17 protein-coding genes are annotated in these 16,185 nt (G+C 71.3%); 9 read left to right on the top strand and 8 right to left on the bottom strand.

The features are described 5' to 3' along the window. Positions 1-31: 31 nt before the first annotated feature. Positions 32-1,072, bottom strand: coding sequence for a 3-isopropylmalate dehydrogenase (locus ACIGXX_RS27720; RefSeq protein ID WP_399979654.1), 1,041 nt, complete (start codon positions 1,070-1,072; stop codon positions 32-34). 151 nt (positions 1,073-1,223) lie between these two features. Between ACIGXX_RS27720 and ACIGXX_RS27715 the strand changes: the two genes are divergently transcribed. Next, positions 1,224-2,822, top strand: coding sequence for a purple acid phosphatase family protein (locus ACIGXX_RS27715; protein ID WP_399979650.1), 1,599 nt, complete (start codon positions 1,224-1,226; stop codon positions 2,820-2,822). A gap of 4 nt (positions 2,823-2,826) precedes the next feature. Here the strand turns inward: ACIGXX_RS27715 and ACIGXX_RS27710 are convergent, their stop codons facing one another. Further along, positions 2,827-2,955, bottom strand: a complete 129-nt coding sequence (locus ACIGXX_RS27710) for a hypothetical protein (RefSeq protein ID WP_351165253.1) — start codon at positions 2,953-2,955, stop codon at positions 2,827-2,829. Positions 2,956-3,145: 190 nt separating this feature from the next. Then, complete coding sequence (locus ACIGXX_RS27705; protein WP_399979646.1) at positions 3,146-4,129, bottom strand: LysR family transcriptional regulator; 984 nt, start codon at positions 4,127-4,129, stop codon at positions 3,146-3,148. Between the two features lie 101 nt (positions 4,130-4,230). On the opposite strand from ACIGXX_RS27705, the gene ACIGXX_RS27700 reads away from it, so the two are divergent. After that, the gene (locus ACIGXX_RS27700) at positions 4,231-5,250 is read left to right on the top strand and encodes an NADP-dependent oxidoreductase (RefSeq protein ID WP_399979643.1); all 1,020 of its coding nucleotides are present in this window, start codon (positions 4,231-4,233) and stop codon (positions 5,248-5,250) included. A gap of 16 nt (positions 5,251-5,266) precedes the next feature. Here ACIGXX_RS27700 and ACIGXX_RS27695 read toward each other — a convergent pair whose 3' ends face one another. Next, positions 5,267-5,872, bottom strand: a complete 606-nt coding sequence (locus ACIGXX_RS27695) for a GNAT family N-acetyltransferase (protein WP_399979640.1) — start codon at positions 5,870-5,872, stop codon at positions 5,267-5,269. On the opposite strand from ACIGXX_RS27695, the gene ACIGXX_RS27690 reads away from it, so the two are divergent. The 4 genes from ACIGXX_RS27690 to ACIGXX_RS27675 are packed head-to-tail and all read left to right on the top strand — an operon-like array spanning position 5,871 to position 9,301. Next, complete coding sequence (locus tag ACIGXX_RS27690) at positions 5,871-6,482, top strand: CDP-alcohol phosphatidyltransferase family protein (protein WP_351165245.1); 612 nt, start codon at positions 5,871-5,873, stop codon at positions 6,480-6,482. The two genes, ACIGXX_RS27695 and ACIGXX_RS27690, sit on opposite strands and share 2 nt — an antisense overlap. Then, a complete protein-coding gene (locus ACIGXX_RS27685) occupies positions 6,479-7,342 on the top strand; it encodes a phosphatidate cytidylyltransferase (protein ID WP_351165243.1) in 864 nt (287 codons plus the stop codon). The genes ACIGXX_RS27690 and ACIGXX_RS27685 overlap by 4 nt, the downstream gene beginning before the upstream one ends. Then, a complete protein-coding gene (locus tag ACIGXX_RS27680) occupies positions 7,339-8,574 on the top strand; it encodes a lysophospholipid acyltransferase family protein (RefSeq protein WP_383822810.1) in 1,236 nt (411 codons plus the stop codon). Before ACIGXX_RS27685 ends, ACIGXX_RS27680 begins: the two co-directional genes overlap by 4 nt. A 19-nt stretch (positions 8,575-8,593) precedes the next feature. Continuing rightward, positions 8,594-9,301 (top strand): nitroreductase family protein, encoded by a 708-nt coding sequence (locus ACIGXX_RS27675; RefSeq protein ID WP_399979635.1) that lies wholly within the window; start codon positions 8,594-8,596, stop codon positions 9,299-9,301. Here ACIGXX_RS27675 and ACIGXX_RS27670 read toward each other — a convergent pair. Continuing rightward, positions 9,280-10,407: an alkene reductase gene (locus ACIGXX_RS27670; RefSeq protein ID WP_399979633.1), complete on the bottom strand. Its 1,128-nt coding sequence runs from the start codon at positions 10,405-10,407 to the stop codon at positions 9,280-9,282. The two genes, ACIGXX_RS27675 and ACIGXX_RS27670, sit on opposite strands and share 22 nt — an antisense overlap. 70 nt (positions 10,408-10,477) lie before the next feature. Here ACIGXX_RS27670 and ACIGXX_RS27665 point away from each other — a divergent pair, with 70 nt between their 5' ends. Then, positions 10,478-10,837 (top strand): MerR family transcriptional regulator, encoded by a 360-nt coding sequence (locus ACIGXX_RS27665; RefSeq protein ID WP_351165236.1) that lies wholly within the window; start codon positions 10,478-10,480, stop codon positions 10,835-10,837. A gap of 238 nt (positions 10,838-11,075) precedes the next feature. Here ACIGXX_RS27665 and pruA read toward each other — a convergent pair whose 3' ends face one another. Then, positions 11,076-12,707, bottom strand: coding sequence for an L-glutamate gamma-semialdehyde dehydrogenase (gene pruA, locus ACIGXX_RS27660; protein WP_351165234.1), 1,632 nt, complete (start codon positions 12,705-12,707; stop codon positions 11,076-11,078). Between the two features lie 40 nt (positions 12,708-12,747). Next, on the bottom strand, positions 12,748-13,674 hold the full coding sequence (locus tag ACIGXX_RS27655) for a proline dehydrogenase family protein (protein ID WP_351165232.1): 927 nt from the start codon (positions 13,672-13,674) through the stop codon (positions 12,748-12,750). Positions 13,675-13,853: 179 nt separating this feature from the next. Between ACIGXX_RS27655 and ACIGXX_RS27650 the strand changes: the two genes are divergently transcribed. Both ACIGXX_RS27650 and ACIGXX_RS27645 read left to right on the top strand, forming a co-directional pair. Next, entirely contained in the window at positions 13,854-15,023 is a 1,170-nt protein-coding gene (locus ACIGXX_RS27650) for a helix-turn-helix domain-containing protein (RefSeq protein ID WP_351165230.1), read from the top strand. Between the two features lie 93 nt (positions 15,024-15,116). Beyond that, positions 15,117-15,497, top strand: a complete 381-nt coding sequence (locus ACIGXX_RS27645) for a hypothetical protein (RefSeq protein ID WP_351165228.1) — start codon at positions 15,117-15,119, stop codon at positions 15,495-15,497. 67 nt (positions 15,498-15,564) lie between these two features. Here ACIGXX_RS27645 and ACIGXX_RS27640 read toward each other — a convergent pair whose 3' ends face one another. Continuing rightward, the gene (locus ACIGXX_RS27640; protein WP_351165226.1) at positions 15,565-16,173 is read right to left on the bottom strand and encodes a TetR/AcrR family transcriptional regulator; all 609 of its coding nucleotides are present in this window, start codon (positions 16,171-16,173) and stop codon (positions 15,565-15,567) included. Between the last annotated feature and the right edge of the window lie 12 nt (positions 16,174-16,185).

Here is a 16,185-nt window from a genome sequence, read left to right as displayed (position 1 = left end):
GGCTTCTGTGTGAAAACGGTGAGCTACCGGGTCAGCCCGCTACTCGTACGGCGAGCGCGTCGCCGATCTGCTCGGTGGTGCGGACCGTGTCGCCGCGCTCCGCGAGGTCGGCGGAGACGGCGGTCTCGATGCGCGCCGCCTCGTCCTCGTGGCCGAGGTGGCGCAGGAGCAGCGCGACGGACAGGACGGTGGCCGACGGGTCGGCCTTGCCCTGGCCCGCGATGTCCGGCGCCGAGCCGTGCACGGGCTCGAACATCGAGGGGAACTCGCGGCTCGGGTTGATGTTGCCCGAGGCCGCGACGCCGATGCCGCCGGAGACGGCCGCGGCAAGGTCGGTGATGATGTCGCCGAAGAGGTTGTCGGTGACGATCACGTCGAAGCGGCCGGGGTCGGTGACGAGGTAGATCGTCGCGGCGTCGACGTGGATGTAGTCGGTGGTGACGTCGGGGAACTCCTTCGCCACCTCGTTGAAGACGTTCGTCCAGAGGTGACCGGCGTACGCCAGGACGTTGTTCTTGTGGACCAGCGTCAGCTTCTTGCGCGGGCGGGCCTGGGCGCGGGCGAACGCGTCACGGACCACGCGCTCCACACCGAAGGCGGTGTTGACGGAGACCTCGGTGGCGACCTCGTGCGGGGTACCGGTGCGGATCGAGCCGCCGTTGCCCGTGTAGGGGCCCTCGGTTCCTTCGCGTACGACGATGAAGTCGATCTCGGGCTCGCCCTTGAGCGGGGTCGAGACACCCGGGAGCAGCTTCGAGGGCCGCAGGTTGACGTGGTGGTCGAAGAGGAAGCGGAGCTTCAGCAGGAAACCGCGCTCCAGGACGCCGGACGGGACCGAGGGGTCGCCGATCGCGCCGAGGAGGATCGCGTCGTACTGCTTGAGGGCGTCGACGTCGGCGTCGGTGAGGGTCTCACCGGTCGCGTGGTAGCGCTTGGCTCCGAAGTCGAACTCCTTGGTCTCCAGCTTCACATCCTGCGGGAGGACGGCATTGAGGACCTTGAGCCCCTGGGCCACGACTTCCTGGCCGATTCCATCACCGGGGATCACTGCGAGATTGATGCTGCGAGACATGACGGCAGCCTACGCTCCGTCCCACGGGATGACACACGGAGTCCGGCATGCGGACACCCCTGGTCACGCAACCGGTGCGCCATCACATGGCCACCCCCTCTTCACCCTCAGGCCTGGCGCGAGTTGGGGACCACTGGGAAGTTCTCCTCCCATGGACACTCCCGACGTCGGCATACCGGAGCAGCTCGCGGCCAGGATGAGCATGCCGGAGCAGCACGAGTACCTGCGCGGTAAGTTCTCCCGCCGCAGGGTCCTGGCCAGTTCGTTCGCCGCCGCGGGGACGGTCGGCGGCATCGGCCTGCTCGCCGGCAGCTCGGGCAGCGCCCACGGCGAGGACGCGTCGCCGTCGAGCCCGCTCGCCTCGCCGTCCGCGCCCGTCGGGCCGGTCAAGGTCGACGGCAAGCTGGTGGCGCCCTTCGCCCGGCATCTCGCCTTCGGGGCCGACCCGAAGACGCAGATGCGGGTGTCATGGCAGGTTCCGTTCGCGGTCAAGTCCCCCTATCTGCGGGTGGGGCCGAAGCCCTGGGAGCTGAGCCGGAAGATCGAGGCGGAGGTACGCGACCTGCACACCCCGTCCCTGTCGAAGAAGCTGCCCGCGGTCGAGCAGTACTACCTGCACGCGGCCTTGGACGGTCTGCGGCCCGGCACGACGTACTACTACGGCGTCGGCCACGAGGGCTTCGACCCGGCGTCGCCCGAGCGGATGGCGACGATCGGCTCCTTCCGCACGGCGCCCGCGACACCGGAGAGGTTCGTCTTCACGGCCTTCGGCGACCAGGGCGTGAGCTACGACGCGCTCGCCAACGACCAGTTGATCCTGGGCCAGAACCCGTCCTTCCACCTGCACGCGGGCGACATCTGCTACGCGGACACCACCGGGCACGGCAAGGAGTCCGACACGTACGACGCACGCGTGTGGGACACGTTCCTCGCACAGACCGAGTCCGTGGCGAAGTCCGTCCCGTGGATGGTGACGACCGGCAACCACGACATGGAGGCGTGGTACTCACCGAACGGCTACGGCGGCCAGTCCGCGCGCTGGTCGCTGCCGGAGAACGGCTTCGACCCGAAGAACGCCCCGGGGGTCTACTCCTTCACGTACGGCAACGTCGGCGTCGTCGCGCTCGACGCGAACGACGTCTCGTACGAGATCCCCGCCAACAAGGGCTACACGGACGGCAAGCAGACCGCCTGGCTGGACAAGCGCCTGCGCGAGCTGCGGGCGGACGGGACCGTCGACTTCGTGGTGGTCTTCTTCCACCACTGCATGTACTCGACGTCGACGCACGCCTCGGACGGCGGGGTGCGCGACGCGTGGCTGGCGCTCTTCGCCAAGCACCAGGTGGACCTGGTCGTCAACGGCCACAACCACGTCTACGAACGCACCGACGCGATCAAGGGCGGCGAGGTCGGCAAGCCCGTGCCGGTCGGCGCGTCGACCGATCCGACGCGCGACGGCATCGTGTACGTCACCGCGGGCGGCGCGGGCAAGGACCTCTACGGCTTTCCGGCCGGGGTGAAGGACAGCTTCGAGGGGAACGTCGAGGACCGGGAGTCGGTCCGGACGTTCCACTGGACGAAGTCGCGCCATCCCGCGCCGGACACCGTGGAGTGGTCACGGGTGCGGTACACCGGCTTCTCGTTCCTCGCGGTGGAGGTGACGGCCGGTGCGCACCCGAAGCTGACGGTCTCCGCGCTCGCCGAGAGCGGAGAGCGCGTGGACCACTTCGAGGTGGTGCGCGGCAAGTAGGGACTCAGTGCCCCGTCTCGCCGCCGTTGTCCCTGCGGTCGAGGGCGCGCTGCAGGGCCGCTGCGGCGTTCTTGCGCTCGGAATCGGACTTGCGGGAGGTGTGGCGGACTCGGCGTGCGGTCGTCTCGGCCATGAGAGATCCATTCCTTGAGGGAAGGGGTGATTTCGAGACGCCGGAGGGGCGGGGAGCACAGGAGCGGCAGGGGTTGCCTGCGTGGGGCTCCGGCTCACGACCGCCATTCGCTTGGTCGAGCGAGACGTTCGGCTCCTACAAAGCTAAGCGAGGACGGAGCGTCTGTCTCCACAATTACTCGGACTTCCTACTATCTGAGACGGGCCTCACTCCCGGCCCCTCCTCTGGCGGCCCTGAGCTCGCGGATCAGGGCGCGGACGGCGACAGTGGCGGCCAGCTCAGGCGTGGTGACGTAGCCCACCGAACGTGACGGGCGCTCCGGACCGAGATCGGTGATCTCGATTCCGTCCGGTGCTCCGTTCAGCGAGAGCGCGGGCATGATCGCCATGCCGAGACCCCTGCTCACCATCGAGAGCACCGCTCCGTCGTCCTCGGTCAGCACGGTCGCCCTCGGGATCCAGTCCTGCCCGGCCCACCAGGCCCGGGTGTAGGACCCGCAGTTCTCGTGCCAGTCCACCAGCGGCAGGGAGCGCGGGTCGGGGTGGCCCGCCGGGTGCACCAGCGAGTAGGGCTCCTCGATCAGTACGTCGCCGATGAGCCCCGCGGGCACCGGCGAGGTCGACCCGATCGTCGCGATGCCCACGTCCGCACGCCCCTCGGCGACCTCGCCCGCCGTGCCCGCCCCCAGCTCACGGACCACGCGCACCTCCGGCTCGATGCCGGGATGGCGGGCGGTGAGGCGCTCCAGGACGGGCGGCAGCAGAAACAGGGCCACGCTGCGGAAGGCGGCGATGCGCAGCGGCCCCGCGACCGTGCCCCGCTCGGCGCCGCGGGCCTCGGCGGCCAGGGTGTCCAGGAGCCGCAGGACGCGCCGGGCGTGGGCAGCGGCGGCGGCTCCGGCCGCGGTCGGCGTCGCGCCCTTGCGGCCCCGCTCGAAGAGCACCGCCCCGACCTTGCGTTCCGTCCCGCGGATGGAGTGCGAGACCGCGGACTGCGTGAGCCCGAGGACCTTGGCCGCCGCCGAGAACCCGCGCTCGGCGTCGACGGCGACGAGGATGCGGAGCTCGTGGGGCGCGAGGTCGGTGGCGGCGGACGCGGAGGCGGCGAATGCGGTGGCGGCGGACGGAGAGGTGGCGGACGCGGTGGTGGCTGCGGCCTTCGCGGCTGTGTCCATCGTGGGTCCCACCTGCTTCTATGAGGGCTCTTCATGGGTCGGGGCGTTCCATGAGCGCAACCCTCTCCCCGGCCCCCGCATTCCTCCGTACGGTCGCCGCCATGACCGAGACCGCACTGACCGTGCACCAGACCGCCCGCCCCCACGGCTTCCCCACCCCCGAGCACTTCGCCTTCGTGGAGTCCGCACGGCCCGAACCCGCCCCGGGCACGGCCCTGGTGGAGAACCTGTACTGGTCGGTGGACCCCTACCACCGCGAAATGATGGACGGGGAGTTCGCGCTGAACGCCCCGCTGGAGGGCCGCTCCATCGGCCGCGTCGTGGAGTCCCGCGACCCCGCGCTCCCCGAGGGCGAGATCGTCTTCCACCGGCAGGGCTGGCGCACCCACTCCGTCGTCACCCCCGACGAGGCACGGGCCGTCCCCCGCTTCGACGGCGTACCGCTCTCCGCGCACCTGAGCATCCTCGGCGGCACCGGCCTGACCGCCTACGCCGGTCTCACCCGCATCGCCGAACTCCGCGAGGGGCAGGACCTGTTCGTCTCCGCCGCGGCCGGCGGCGTGGGCACGGCCACCGGGCGGCTCGCCCGGCTCATGGGCGCGGGGCGGCTGGTCGGCAGCGCGGGCACGGCGGCGAAGGCGGCGTACCTGACGGAACACGTCGGCTACGACGAGGTCTTCGACTACCACACGGGCCCGACGGCCGAGCTGCTCGCGAAGGCGGCGCCCGACGGGATCGACCTCTACATGGACAACGTCGGCGGCGAGCCCCTCGAAGCCGCGATCTCCTCGCTGCGCGAGTTCGGGCGGATCGTACGCATCGGCACGATCGCCGAGTACAACAGCACGGGCGCGCCGTACACCCTGCGCAACCTCCCCGACATCGTCGAGAAGAGCCTGCGCATGGAGGGCTTCCACGTACGCAACCACCGTGATCTGCAAGAGGAGTTGAACGCGTTCGTGGTGCCGCATCTGCAGAGCGGGCGCATCGGGCTCGACGAGACCGTGGTCGACGGCTTCGGCTCCATCGTGGACGCGTTCCTGGGGATGCTGCGGGGCGAGAACCTGGGCAAGATCATCGTTCGGTCGTCCACGGAGGCCACGGCCGCCCTCGGCGGCTAGAAGCAGCCGGAAGCCGTCAGAAGATGTCCCCGTCGCGCCAGTCGATGAGCAGTTCGTGCTCCGGGTCGAGGTCGCCGCCCCACAGGAGCGGGGGTTCCTCGTCCGGCATGTGGACCACGCCCTCGGGGCCGAGGGTGCCGACCGCGCCCTTCCACTCCTGCCAGCCGCGCCCGATGTAGAGCCGCTCCCCCTCGTCCGACGCCGAGAGCGCCCCCAGTGCGTACGCCCGGTCGATCACCCGCTCCAGGGCGCCCATCACCTGGCCGCCGAGGCCCTGCCGCTGCCGGTCGGGGCGGACGGCGACCGCTTCGACGTATCCGATGCGCAGCGAACGGCCGTCGTGCAGGATCCGGCGCTGGACCACGGAGCCGTGCGCGAGGAGGAGACCGGAGTCGTCGTGCACGAGGGCGTGCACGCCGCCGAGACCGTGGTCCCAGTCCTGGTCGCTGAAGTCCCCGTCGAACGCCTCGTCCATCAGGGCGCGGGCGGCGCGCAGTTCGCTGGGGTCGAGATCGCAGGTATGGGCCGTACGCAGCGTGGTCACCTCTCCACCGTACTCAGGCCGTATATGAGTACGCACGCCGATTTGCCGGTGCCCGGACGGCGGCAGAGTCGGTGCCATGAACGGCCTCTACGCTCTCAAGCCCTGGTACGCGGACCGGTTGTCCGGCGTACGCGGCGCTCTCGCACGCCGCGAGGTGTCGCCCGACACCCTCACCGTGGCGGGTGTGCTCTGCGCGGCGGGCGCGGCGGCGGCACTCGCCTGGCTGCCGGTGCCGTTCGCCGCGCTCCCCGTGGCCGCGCTGCTCGCCGCCCGGCTCGCCTTCGCGAACCTCGACGGGGCGCTGGCCCGCGACACGGGCCGCACGACGCGTCGCGGCGCGCTCGTGAACGAACTGGGTGACCGGGCCGCCGATCTGGCCGTGCTTGCGGGCTTCCTGACGCTGGCCCCGCTGTGGCTGGTGGCGACGGCGGGCCTCGCGGCGACGCTGCCGTCGTGGGTGTCGCTCGCGGGCGCCGCGGCGGGCGCGCCCCGCCTGAACGGCGGCCCGGTCGGCAAGACCGAGCGCTGCGCCCTCGTGGTCCTCGCGGCGGCCTCCGGGTGGGCCGCCGCGGTGCTGGTGGTGATCGCCGCGGGTTCGGTGCTGACGGCTGGGGTGCGATGGGCGCGCCTGTGGCGGGAGTTGGGGCCTTCGGCTCCGGCCGCCGGTGATGTGCGGGACCAGCGATGAGCACCGCGTTCGTCGCCGGGGAGGTCGCGGGGCGGGCCCTGCCCGTGGTCGCCGGAGTGCTCGGTGCCGGTGGGGTGGCCGTGGCCGCGCTGCCCTCGCGGGTGCGGATGCGGGCCGAGCTGCGCAAGCGGTGGCGGACCTGGGCGCTGGCGGCGCCGCTCTTCCTCGGGGCGTTCTTCCTGGGCCGGGCGGGGGCGTTCGCGCTCGCGGCCGGGCTCGGGGTCGTCGCCGTGGGCGAGTACGCGCGGATGGCGGGGCTGCCGCGGGGCGAGCGCGCGGTGCTGGGGGTGGCCGCCGTGGCGGTGCCGGGCATCGCGTGGGCCGCGCCCGGCGCCCTTGATCTGCGGACGGCGGGCGCGCTCCTGATCGCAGCCGCCGGTGTGGCCCTCTTCTCCGGGGACGCCGCGCAGGGCTTCACGCGGGCGAGCCGGACGGTCTTCGGGCTCCTGTGGATTCCCGTGTCGCTGAGCGGGCTCGTGCTCCTTGGCGACACGGCCGTGGCGGTGGGCGTCGCGGTGGCGTTCGGGGACGTGGGGGCGTGGTGCGGGGGTACGGCGCTGGGCCGCGGGGGACTCCTGTCCCGGCCGCTCTCGCCCCTCTCCCCCAGCAAGACCTGGGCGGGCGTCGCGGGCGCCGCCGTCGCGACCGCCGCCGCGCTGGCCGCGGTCGGCGCGTTCTCCCCCGTGCTGTGGGCCGCGGTGCTCCTCGGCTGCGTGCTCGGGGATCTTCTGGAGTCGATGGTCAAGCGCGAGGCCGGCGTGAAGGACGCGGGGAGCTGGCTGCCGGGATTCGGCGGTCTCCTCGACCGGATCGATTCGCTGCTGGTCGCGCTGTTGCTGACGATGGTGGTGACGCTGTGAGGGTCCGTACGCCGTATCCAGCCCGTCCGGCGCTTGAGGACGAACCCGGCGGAGCCGGTGACCGACGGCGCCCGAGGCGCGGCGCCGCCCGTCTCCGCCGAGCCCTCTGGTGGACCCTGCTGACCCTCACCGGCGGTGTCGAACGGCGCGGCCAACTCCCGCGCGGCGGCTGTGTGGTCGTGGCGAACCACTCCTCCCACGCGGACACCGCCGCCCTCCTCGCGGCGCTCGACGCCGGCCACGCGCCCGCGATCGGCGCCGCCGCCGACTACTGGTTCGCCTCCCGCCGGCGCAGCCGCATCTGCAGCCGGCTGGCCGCGGGCTTCCCCGTGCGCCGCACCGGAGGCGGCATGGACGACCTGCTGTCCAGGGCGGACGCCCTGCGCGCGGGCGGAGCCGTCGTCCTCTTCCCCGAGGGCACCCGCGCACGGGAGGGCGAGCTCGGCGCCTTCCACAAGGGCGCGCTGGTTCTCGCCCGGCAGGCGGACGTACCCGTCGTCCCGGTCTCCATCGACGGCACCGCACGCCTCCTGCCCAAGCACGGCAAGCTGCGCCCCACCCTGGTGAGGGTGCGCATCGGAGCCCCGCTGCCCCCGGACACCACACCGGAGGAGGCGCGTGAGGCGGTGGCCGAGCTTCATCGGCGTACGGCGCGGGAACCCCTCAAGGACTCCGCCGCCCGCAAACGGATCGCGGCCGTCGTCAGCTCCCGCTGGGGTCTCGCGGCAGCTTTCCTCTGGGCCTTCGCCGAGGCGCTGAGCTGGCCCCTGATGCCGGAACTGTTCCTGGCGATCGCCTGCGTGGCGGTACCGCGCCGCGCCCTGAAGCTCTCCCTCACCGCCCTCGCGGGAAGCCTGGCGGGCGGCCTGCTCGCGCTCCAACTGGCCGCGTCCGGCGTGCAGTTGCCGCATCCCCTGACCACGGACCGAATGTGCGCCGAAGTGCATGAGGAACTCGCCGCCGAGGGCGCGGCGGCCGTCCGCCACCAGCCCTGGAACGGCATCCCCTTCAAGGTCTACGCACGCGAGGCGGGCCTCGCCGACATCGCACCGCAGGACTGGCTGGCCCAGTCGGCTCTCTCCCGCGGCTCCCGCACCCTCACGGTGGGCCTCGCCTTCGGGGCCTTCGGGTTCCTCGCGCATCGGCTGCGGCGGTTCTACGGACCGTATCTGGCCTTGCTGGGTGGCGGATTCACGATCGGGCTCTCATTGATCGTGACGGGATGGAGCTGACCGGGGCACACTCGTGAGCATGGCTGACGAGACCGCAGAACGGCCCTGGACCCCCATCCACGGCGAGCCGTACCGTTCCGTTCCCTACCGCCCCGATCGCATGCCCGCGTCCGAATCCCTCGCGCACGCCGCCGAGTTGCGGACGCGGATGCAGCAGCGGCGCACGGTGCGGCAGTTCGCGCCCGACCCCGTGCCCCCGCAGGTCGTGCGGGACGCCATCGCGTGCGCGGCGACGGCGCCGTCCGGCGCGCACCAGCAGCCGTGGACGTTCGTCCTCGTCCAGGACCCGGACGTACGCCGCCGCATCCGCGAGGCCGCCGAGCACGAGGAGCGCGTCTCGTATGACGGGCGGCTCGGCGAGGAGTGGCTCGCGGCCCTGCGTCCGCTCGGCACGGACGAGGTGAAGCCGCATCTGACGGACGCGCCCTCGCTCGTCGTCGTCTTCCAGCAGCGCTACTGGCTGGGCGACGACGGCACCAAGCACAAGCACTACTACGTGGACGAGTCGGTCGGCATCGCGGTGGGGATGCTGCTGTCCGCGCTGCATCTGTCGGGCCTCGCCGCACTGATCCACACGCCGAGCCCGATGCGGTTCCTGTCGCAGGTGCTCGGCCGTCCCGAGAACGAGAAGGCGTTCGCGGTGATCCCCGTGGGCTATCCGGCGCCCGACTGCCAGGTCCCCGATCTCGTACGCAAATCGCTGGATCAGGTGCTCGTGGAGGTCTGAGCGGACACGAGGACCCGGTCGAGGGCCGGGTAGTCGGTGTAGCCCTGCGCTCCGTGCGTGTAGAGGTGCGCCGGGTCGATCTCCTGGAGCGGGGCGTCCAGCGCGAACCGCTCCGGCAGGTCGGGGTTGGAGATGAACGCCCGCCCGTACGAGACGAGGTCCGCGAGGCCCTCGGCCAGGACCGCCTCGCCCGCCTCGCGGGTGGTCGGGTCGCCGTTCTCGCCTACGTTGCCGATGAGGGTGCCGTGCCAGTGGGGACGCAGGTCGGTGAGGGCCGGGTAGCTGTCGTTGTCGGTGAGGTGGAGGTAGGCGAGGCCCAGGCCGTCGATCTCGTCGAGCAGGGCGCGGTAGACCGGGCCCGGGTCGGCCTCCGCCATCCCGAACTGCGGGTTGCCCGGCGAGAGGCGCAGGCCCAGGCGCTCGGCACCGATGGCGTCGGCGACGGCGCGTACGACCTCGACGGCGAAGCGGATGTTGTCGGCGATCGAGCCGCGGCCGTACGCGTCGGTGCGGAGGTTGGAGTTGTCGGCGAGGAACTGGTGGATCAAGTAGCTGTTGGCGCCGTGCAGTTCGACGCCGTCGAAGCCCGCGGCGATGGCGTTGCGGGCGGCGTCCGCGAAGTCCTGGACCGCCGTGCGGATGTCGTCCAGGCTCATCTCGCGCGGGGTGACCGGGTCGGCCTTGGCGCCGTCGCGCACGTGGACGCGCTTCGGGTCGACGAGCACGGCGGACGGCGCCGCGGGCACGTCCTCGTCGATCCGGGACAGCGGGTGCCCGTGCCGGCCTCCGTGCATCAACTGTGCGTAGATCCGGCCGCCGGCGGCGTGCACGGCCTCGGTGACCCGCCGCCAGCCCTCGATGTGCGCGGGCGTCTCCAGGCCGGGGAAGCGCCAGCCGCTCTGGCCCCGGCTGCTGGGCCAGATCCCCTCGGTGACGATGAGACCGGCGCTCGCGCGCTGGGCGTAGTGGTCGGCGACCACGGGGAGCGGGGTGCCGTCCTCGGTGGCGCGGTGACGGCTCATGGGGGCCATGACGATGCGATTGGGCAGACGCAGGCCGTGGGCGGTGGGTGCGGAATACGGTGTGAGGAGCTTGATGTTCGTCATGCCGGAACGGTAGAAGCTGACACCGGTGTCAGATTCAAGTGCCACATTCGAGTGCGGAGGTACGCGGAGTATGAGGATCGGCGAGCTGGCGAAGCGTACCGCTGTGAGTGAGCGGTCCCTTCGCTACTACGAGAAGCAGGGCCTGCTGTACGCGGACCGCACGGCGGGCGGCCACCGCGACTACCCGGAGTCGGCGGTGGACCGGGTCGTCCACATCCAGGAGCTGTTCGCGGCGGGCCTGTGCAGCTCGAAGATCGTGCAGCTGCTGCCGTGCATGCGGGACCAGGACGGCGGCCCTTCGGAGAAGGCGACGCCGTGGCTGGTGGAGGAGCTGTCGGTGGAACGGGCCAGGATCGACGGCATGGTGGAGGAACTGCTGCGGGCGCGGGAGGTCCTGGACGAGGTGATCTCGGCGGCTGCGGGGAGCTGAGCGGGTGGACCGCGCTCTCCCGCCCCCGGCCCACCCATCCCTTGTCGCTGCGGGGCAATCGGGCGGGTGGACGGGAAGGGCTTGTTCGTCGAGGAGCGGACGCGGGGTTTCGGGCGGGTGGGCGGGAGAGGCTGTTCGGCCAGAGGAACCCGCCGGGGAGAAATAACACCGCCCCCGACCGGGGTGGGGCCCAGGTCGGAGGCGGAGTTCAAAGGGGGGCGCGAAGGCCCCGTAGGCCTTAGCCCATGTGCGGGTAGCCGTACTCCGTCGGCGGAACCAGCGTCTCCTTGATGGCTCGCGTCAGCGTCCACCGCTGAAGGTTCTGCGGAGCACCCGCCTTGTCGTTCGTGCCGGAGGCACGCCCACCACCGAAGGGCTGCTGCCCCACGACGGCGCCGGTCGACTTGTCGTTGATGTAGAAGTTGCCCGCCGCGTAGCGGAGCTTCTCCATCGTGTGGGCGGCCGCCGCACGGTCACCCGCGATGACCGAACCGGTCAGCGCGTAGTCCGACGCCGACTCCATCTGGGTCAGCATCTCCTCGTACTTGTCGTCCTCGTAGACGTGGATCGCGAGGAACGGGCCGAAGTACTCGGTCGTGAAGACCTCGTTGGCCGGGTCCGAGCACTCGACGACGGTCGGACGGACGAAGTAGCCCACCGAGTCGTCGTACGTGCCGCCCGCGACGATCGTGCAGGTCGGGTCGGCCGCCGCGCGGTCGATGGCCGCCTTGTTCTTGGCGAACGCGCGCTCGTCGATGACGGCGCCGATGAAGTTCGACAGATCGGTGACGTCACCCATCTTGATGCCGTCGACCTCGGCCGCGAACTCCTCCTTGAAGCCGTCGTTCCAGATCGAGGCAGGGACGTACGCACGCGACGACGCGCTGCACTTCTGGCCCTGGAACTCGAAGGAACCGCGGGTCAGCGCGGTCTTCAGGACGGCGCGGTCCGCGGACGGGTGCGCGACGACGAAGTCCTTGCCGCCGGTCTCGCCGACCAGGCGGGGGTACGTGCGGTAGTTGGCGATGTTCTCGCCGACCGTCTTCCACAGGTGCTGGAAGGTCGGGGTCGAGCCGGTGAAGTGGATGCCCGCCAGGTCGCGGTGGGTCAGGGCCACCTCGGAGACGGCGATGCCGTCGCCGGTCACCAGGTTGATGACGCCCTTGGGCAGACCGGCCTCCTCCAGGAGCTGCATGAGCAGCACGGCGGCGTGCGTCTGCGTCGGGGACGGCTTCCACACGACCACGTTGCCCATGAGGGCCGGGGCGGTCGGCAGGTTGCCGGCGATCGCGGTGAAGTTGAACGGCGTGATCGCGTAGACGAAGCCCTCGAGCGGGCGGTGGTCCAGGCGGTTCCAGACGCCGGTCGAGTTCGCCGGGGGCTGCTCGGCGAGCAGGTCGCGGGCGTACTTGACGTTGAAGCGCCAGAAGTCGATGAGCTCACAGGGAGTGTCGATCTCGGCCTGCTGCGCGGTCTTCGACTGGCCGAGCATCGTGGACGCGGCGAGCGTCTCGCGCCACGTCGTGGAGAGCAGCTCGGCGGCGCGCAGGATGATCGCCGCGCGGTCGTCGAAGGACATCGCGCGCCACGCCGGGGCGGCGGCGAGGGCGGCGTCGATCGCGTCCTGGGCGTCCTGCTGGGTGGCGCCGCGGCCGTTGCCGATGACGGCCTGGTGGTTGTGCGGCTGCACGACCTTGAAGGGCTCACCGCCACCGAGGCGCTTGACGCCGCCGATGGTCATCGGCAGCTCGATGGGGTTCTCGGAGAGTTCCTTGAGCTTGGTCTCGAGGCGGGCACGCTCCGGCGAACCGGGTGCGTAGCCGTGCACCGGCTCGTTGACCGGCGCGGGGACCTGGGTCACAGCGTCCATGAGTTCCGTATCTCCTTAAGAGGGGTCGGGGAAAGGGAGCTCAGCCCTTGGTGAGGATGGAGCGGGCGAAGAAGAGCAGGTTGGCCGGCTTCTCCGCGAGGCGGCGCATGAAATATCCGTACCAGTCGGTGCCGTAGGCGGTGTACACGCGCATCCGGTGGCCCTCGGCCGCGAGCCGCAGGTGCTCGTCGCTGCGGATGCCGTACAGCATCTGGAACTCGTACTCGTCCAGTTTGCGCCCGGCACGGCGTCCGAGCTCCTGGGCGATGGAGATCAGTCGCGGGTCGTGGGACCCGATCATCGGGTACCCGTCGCCCTCCATCAGGATGCGCATGATGCGGACGTACGCCTTGTCGATCTCCGCCTTGTCCTGGTACGCGACCTCGGCGGGCTCCTTGTAGGCGCCCTTCACGATGCGTACGCGGCTGCCGGCGGCGGCCAGGCGGCGGGCGTCGTCCTCGGTGCGGAAGAGGTAGGACTGGATGACGCAGCCGGTCTGCGGGAAGTCCTTCCGCAGCTCCTCGTGGATGGCGAACATCGAGTCGAGGGTGGTGTGGTCCTCGGCGTCCAGGGTGACCGTGGTGCCGATCGCGGCGGCGGCAATGACGACCGGGCGGACGTTGGCGAGGGCGAGCTCGTGGCCGCCCTCCAGCGCCTGGCCGAACATCGAGAGCTTGATGGACATCTCGGCCTTGGTGCCCAGGCCCAGGTCCTTGAGGCGCTCGACGAGCTCCAGGTAGGCGTCGCGCGCGGCGGCGGCCTGCTCGGGCGTGGTGATGTCCTCGCCGACGACGTCGAGGGTGACCTCGAGGCCCTTGTCGGCGGCATCCGTGATGATCGGCACGACCTGGTCCACCGTCTCACCGGCGATGAAGCGGGCCACGACCTGCTTGGTGCCCGGGGCCGCCGAGACGAAACGGCGCATCTGGTCGCTGCGCGACGCGGCGAGGATCACGGGACCCAGCACGGGCACCTCCACGGAGAGTAGAACGGGGCCGTACCTGGATATGCGTAACGACCAGATACGGCACGGAGAACCACCGTGAAACTTAAGGATCCCTCCGATCCTGGGCCATCGACAGCTGTCACGCATCCGTGCCCTGGATCTCAGACATCTGTCTGAAGCCCGGGGCGAACTACGTCAGAATGGACAGCGTGAAAGGCGATTACCAGGAACTGGTCGACGAGATCTCAACCCTGCTGGGCGCCCCCGCGACGCTGGAGAACCGCGATTTCGAGCTGATCGCCTTCGGCGCGCACGACAGCGGCGGCGACACCGACTTCGACGCGACGGCCCTCGACCCGGTGCGTACCCGCTCGATCCTCACGCGCCGCTCCACGGCCGGGGTCCGCACCTGGTTCGAGAGCTTCGGCATCACTCGCGCGACGGCCCCGATCCGCATCCCGCCCACCCCGGAGGCGGGCGTCCACCGCGGGCGGATCTGCCTTCCCGTACGGCATCGGGGGTTCGCCCTGGGGTACGTATGGCTGCTCGACGACGATCCGGGTCCCACGGACGCCCAGCTGACCGCCGCCATGGAGGTCGCCACCCGCATCGGCGCGCTGCTCGCCGACGAGGCGCAGGCCGGCGCCGATCTGACCCGGGAGTTCCGGGCCGTCCTGACCGCCGAGCGGGGCTGGCAGCGGGACATGGCCGTGGCCGACCTGCGCACGGCGCTCGGCCCGCGCGGCGAGGGCCTGCACGCGGTGGTCTGCGTCGCCCCCTGGCCCTCCGCGGACCCGGACTCCGCCCCCTCGGTCCGTACGGTGCAGGGGGCGACGGCGCTGTGCACGGTGCCGTGGGGCACGGCGGGCCAGAGCCTCGCGGTCCTGGTCCGGCTGCGCTCGGCGGACGTGCTCACCCCCGCGGTGTCGGCGGCCACGCGGCTCCTGGAGGCGGCGAAGGGCGGTGCGGCGGGGATCGCGAACGCCCGGCACGGCCTGGACGAGCTCGGCGCCGCCTGGTGGGAGGCGTCGACGGCGGCCCGCGCGGCCCGCGCCGAGCCGCGCTTCGCCCCGGTGGCCCAGTGGTCGGACGTGGGCCCCTACCGCCTGCTCACGTCGCTGCCCGCCGAGGCCGCCCAGGACCCGGTGGCCCGCGCGCTCCTCTCCCCCGCCCACCGCGAACTCGCCCGCACGGCGGAGGTGTTCCTCGACTGCGCGGGCCAAGCGGGGCGCACGGCGGCGGAGTTGGGCATCCACCGCCAGACGCTCTACTACCGCCTCTCGCGCGTGGAGCAGCTGACGGGCCTGGACCTGGACGACGGCGAGGACCGGCTGCTGCTGCACATGGTCCTGAAAGCGTCACGACTGTAAGGGCACGGCCACAGAAGGCGGTCGGCATGATCATGGCGAGGTAGCGTCTCCCCCGACCACTCACGCAACTCCACAGGGGAGAAAGAACACCCAATGAAATTCAAGCTGTTGGGCCCTGCTGTCGCCACCGCCGCCCTCGTCGGGACCACCCTCACCACCGGTGTCGCCGTGGCGCAGACGCCCTCCGCGCCGGTGTCCGCCGCCGCGGCGCCCAGCTGCCTCAACGGCCTCACGAATGTGCCCGCCAAGCAGACCGTGAAGGTGCGCACGCACGCGAAGCTGAACGCCACCGCCAAGGGCCAGTGGAACAAGGGCAAGAAGGGCTTCCTCTGCAACGACGGCAAGTCGATCACGGGGCAGAAGTACACCCTCTGCGGCAAGACGAGCACCAAGTGGCAGTACGGCATCACGAACGGCACGAACGTGAAGGGCTACGTCCCCGAGGCGTGCCTCAAGTGGGGCATCGGCGCCTGATCCGGCGCCCGCGGTAGCGGCATGACGGTGGTGCGGTCGGCGAGAGCCGGTCCGCACCACTCGCGTCTCACGCCCCGGACATCCGCTCCGTCGCCCGCCGCATGCCCTCGGTCAGCTGCTCGGCGCTGGTCGCCGACTCCGGGTCGAAGAGCCACTGGACCATCAGGCCGTTGAGCAGCGTCGCGTAGAAGCGGCCCTCGGTCTCCACCACGTCGTCCGGGATGACGCTCTCCTCGATCCCGGTGAACACCGCCGCCAGCCCGCTGCGCCCTTCCCGCTGCGCCTTGACCAGCAGATCGCGCACCCCGGCGAGGCGCTCTCCCTGCGTGATGACCTCGAAGGTCAGCATCCAGATGGCGCGGGACTCGGGGAACGCGCGCAGGATGTTCGCCCAGGCCTCCTCGAACCGCTCCAGCGAGCCGCCCTTCGTGGCGCTCTTCGCGGCGCTCTTCTCGCCGCTCGCGGCACCCGGTTCCTCCTCGAAGGCGTCACCGGCCTTCTCGACGAGGGCGACGAACGCCGCCACCAGGAGCGCGTCCTTCGAGCCGTAGTGGTACCCGATCGACGCCAGGTTCGTCCCCGACTCCTTCACGATGTCGCGGGCCGTCGTGCTCACGAAGCCCTTCTCCAGCAGGCAGCGCTTGGCGCCTTCGAGCAGATCCTCACGGTGTCCCATGCGGTCCAGCCT

It is taken from the genome of Streptomyces sp. NPDC055243, assembly GCF_044544025.1.
GTDB lineage: Bacteria > Actinomycetota > Actinomycetes > Streptomycetales > Streptomycetaceae > Streptomyces.
This window is presented reverse-complemented; position numbering and strand designations above follow the sequence as displayed.

Bases quoted from the DNA above. Each gene is read 5' to 3' on its own strand.
- ACIGXX_RS27715 (WP_399979650.1), top strand. From the start codon at position 1,224: ATGGACACTCCCGACGTCGGCATACCGGAGCAGCTCGCGGCCAGGATG.
- ACIGXX_RS27700 (WP_399979643.1), top strand. From the start codon at position 4,231: ATGACCGAGACCGCACTGACCGTGCACCAGACCGCCCGCCCCCACGGC.
- ACIGXX_RS27675 (WP_399979635.1), top strand. From the start codon at position 8,594: ATGGCTGACGAGACCGCAGAACGGCCCTGGACCCCCATCCACGGCGAG.
- ACIGXX_RS27650 (WP_351165230.1), top strand. From the start codon at position 13,854: ATGGACAGCGTGAAAGGCGATTACCAGGAACTGGTCGACGAGATCTCA.
- ACIGXX_RS27645 (WP_351165228.1), top strand. From the start codon at position 15,117: ATGAAATTCAAGCTGTTGGGCCCTGCTGTCGCCACCGCCGCCCTCGTC.
- ACIGXX_RS27685 (WP_351165243.1), top strand. From the start codon at position 6,479: ATGAGCACCGCGTTCGTCGCCGGGGAGGTCGCGGGGCGGGCCCTGCCC.
- ACIGXX_RS27665 (WP_351165236.1), top strand. From the start codon at position 10,478: ATGAGGATCGGCGAGCTGGCGAAGCGTACCGCTGTGAGTGAGCGGTCC.
- ACIGXX_RS27705 (WP_399979646.1), bottom strand. From the start codon at position 4,129: ATGGACACAGCCGCGAAGGCCGCAGCCACCACCGCGTCCGCCACCTCT.
- ACIGXX_RS27640 (WP_351165226.1), bottom strand. From the start codon at position 16,173: ATGGGACACCGTGAGGATCTGCTCGAAGGCGCCAAGCGCTGCCTGCTG.
- ACIGXX_RS27695 (WP_399979640.1), bottom strand. From the start codon at position 5,872: ATGGCACCGACTCTGCCGCCGTCCGGGCACCGGCAAATCGGCGTGCGT.
- pruA (WP_351165234.1), bottom strand. From the start codon at position 12,707: ATGGACGCTGTGACCCAGGTCCCCGCGCCGGTCAACGAGCCGGTGCAC.
- ACIGXX_RS27710 (WP_351165253.1), bottom strand. From the start codon at position 2,955: ATGGCCGAGACGACCGCACGCCGAGTCCGCCACACCTCCCGCAAGTCC.
- ACIGXX_RS27690 (WP_351165245.1), top strand. From the start codon at position 5,871: ATGAACGGCCTCTACGCTCTCAAGCCCTGGTACGCGGACCGGTTGTCC.
- ACIGXX_RS27670 (WP_399979633.1), bottom strand. From the start codon at position 10,407: ATGACGAACATCAAGCTCCTCACACCGTATTCCGCACCCACCGCCCAC.
- ACIGXX_RS27720 (WP_399979654.1), bottom strand. From the start codon at position 1,072: ATGTCTCGCAGCATCAATCTCGCAGTGATCCCCGGTGATGGAATCGGC.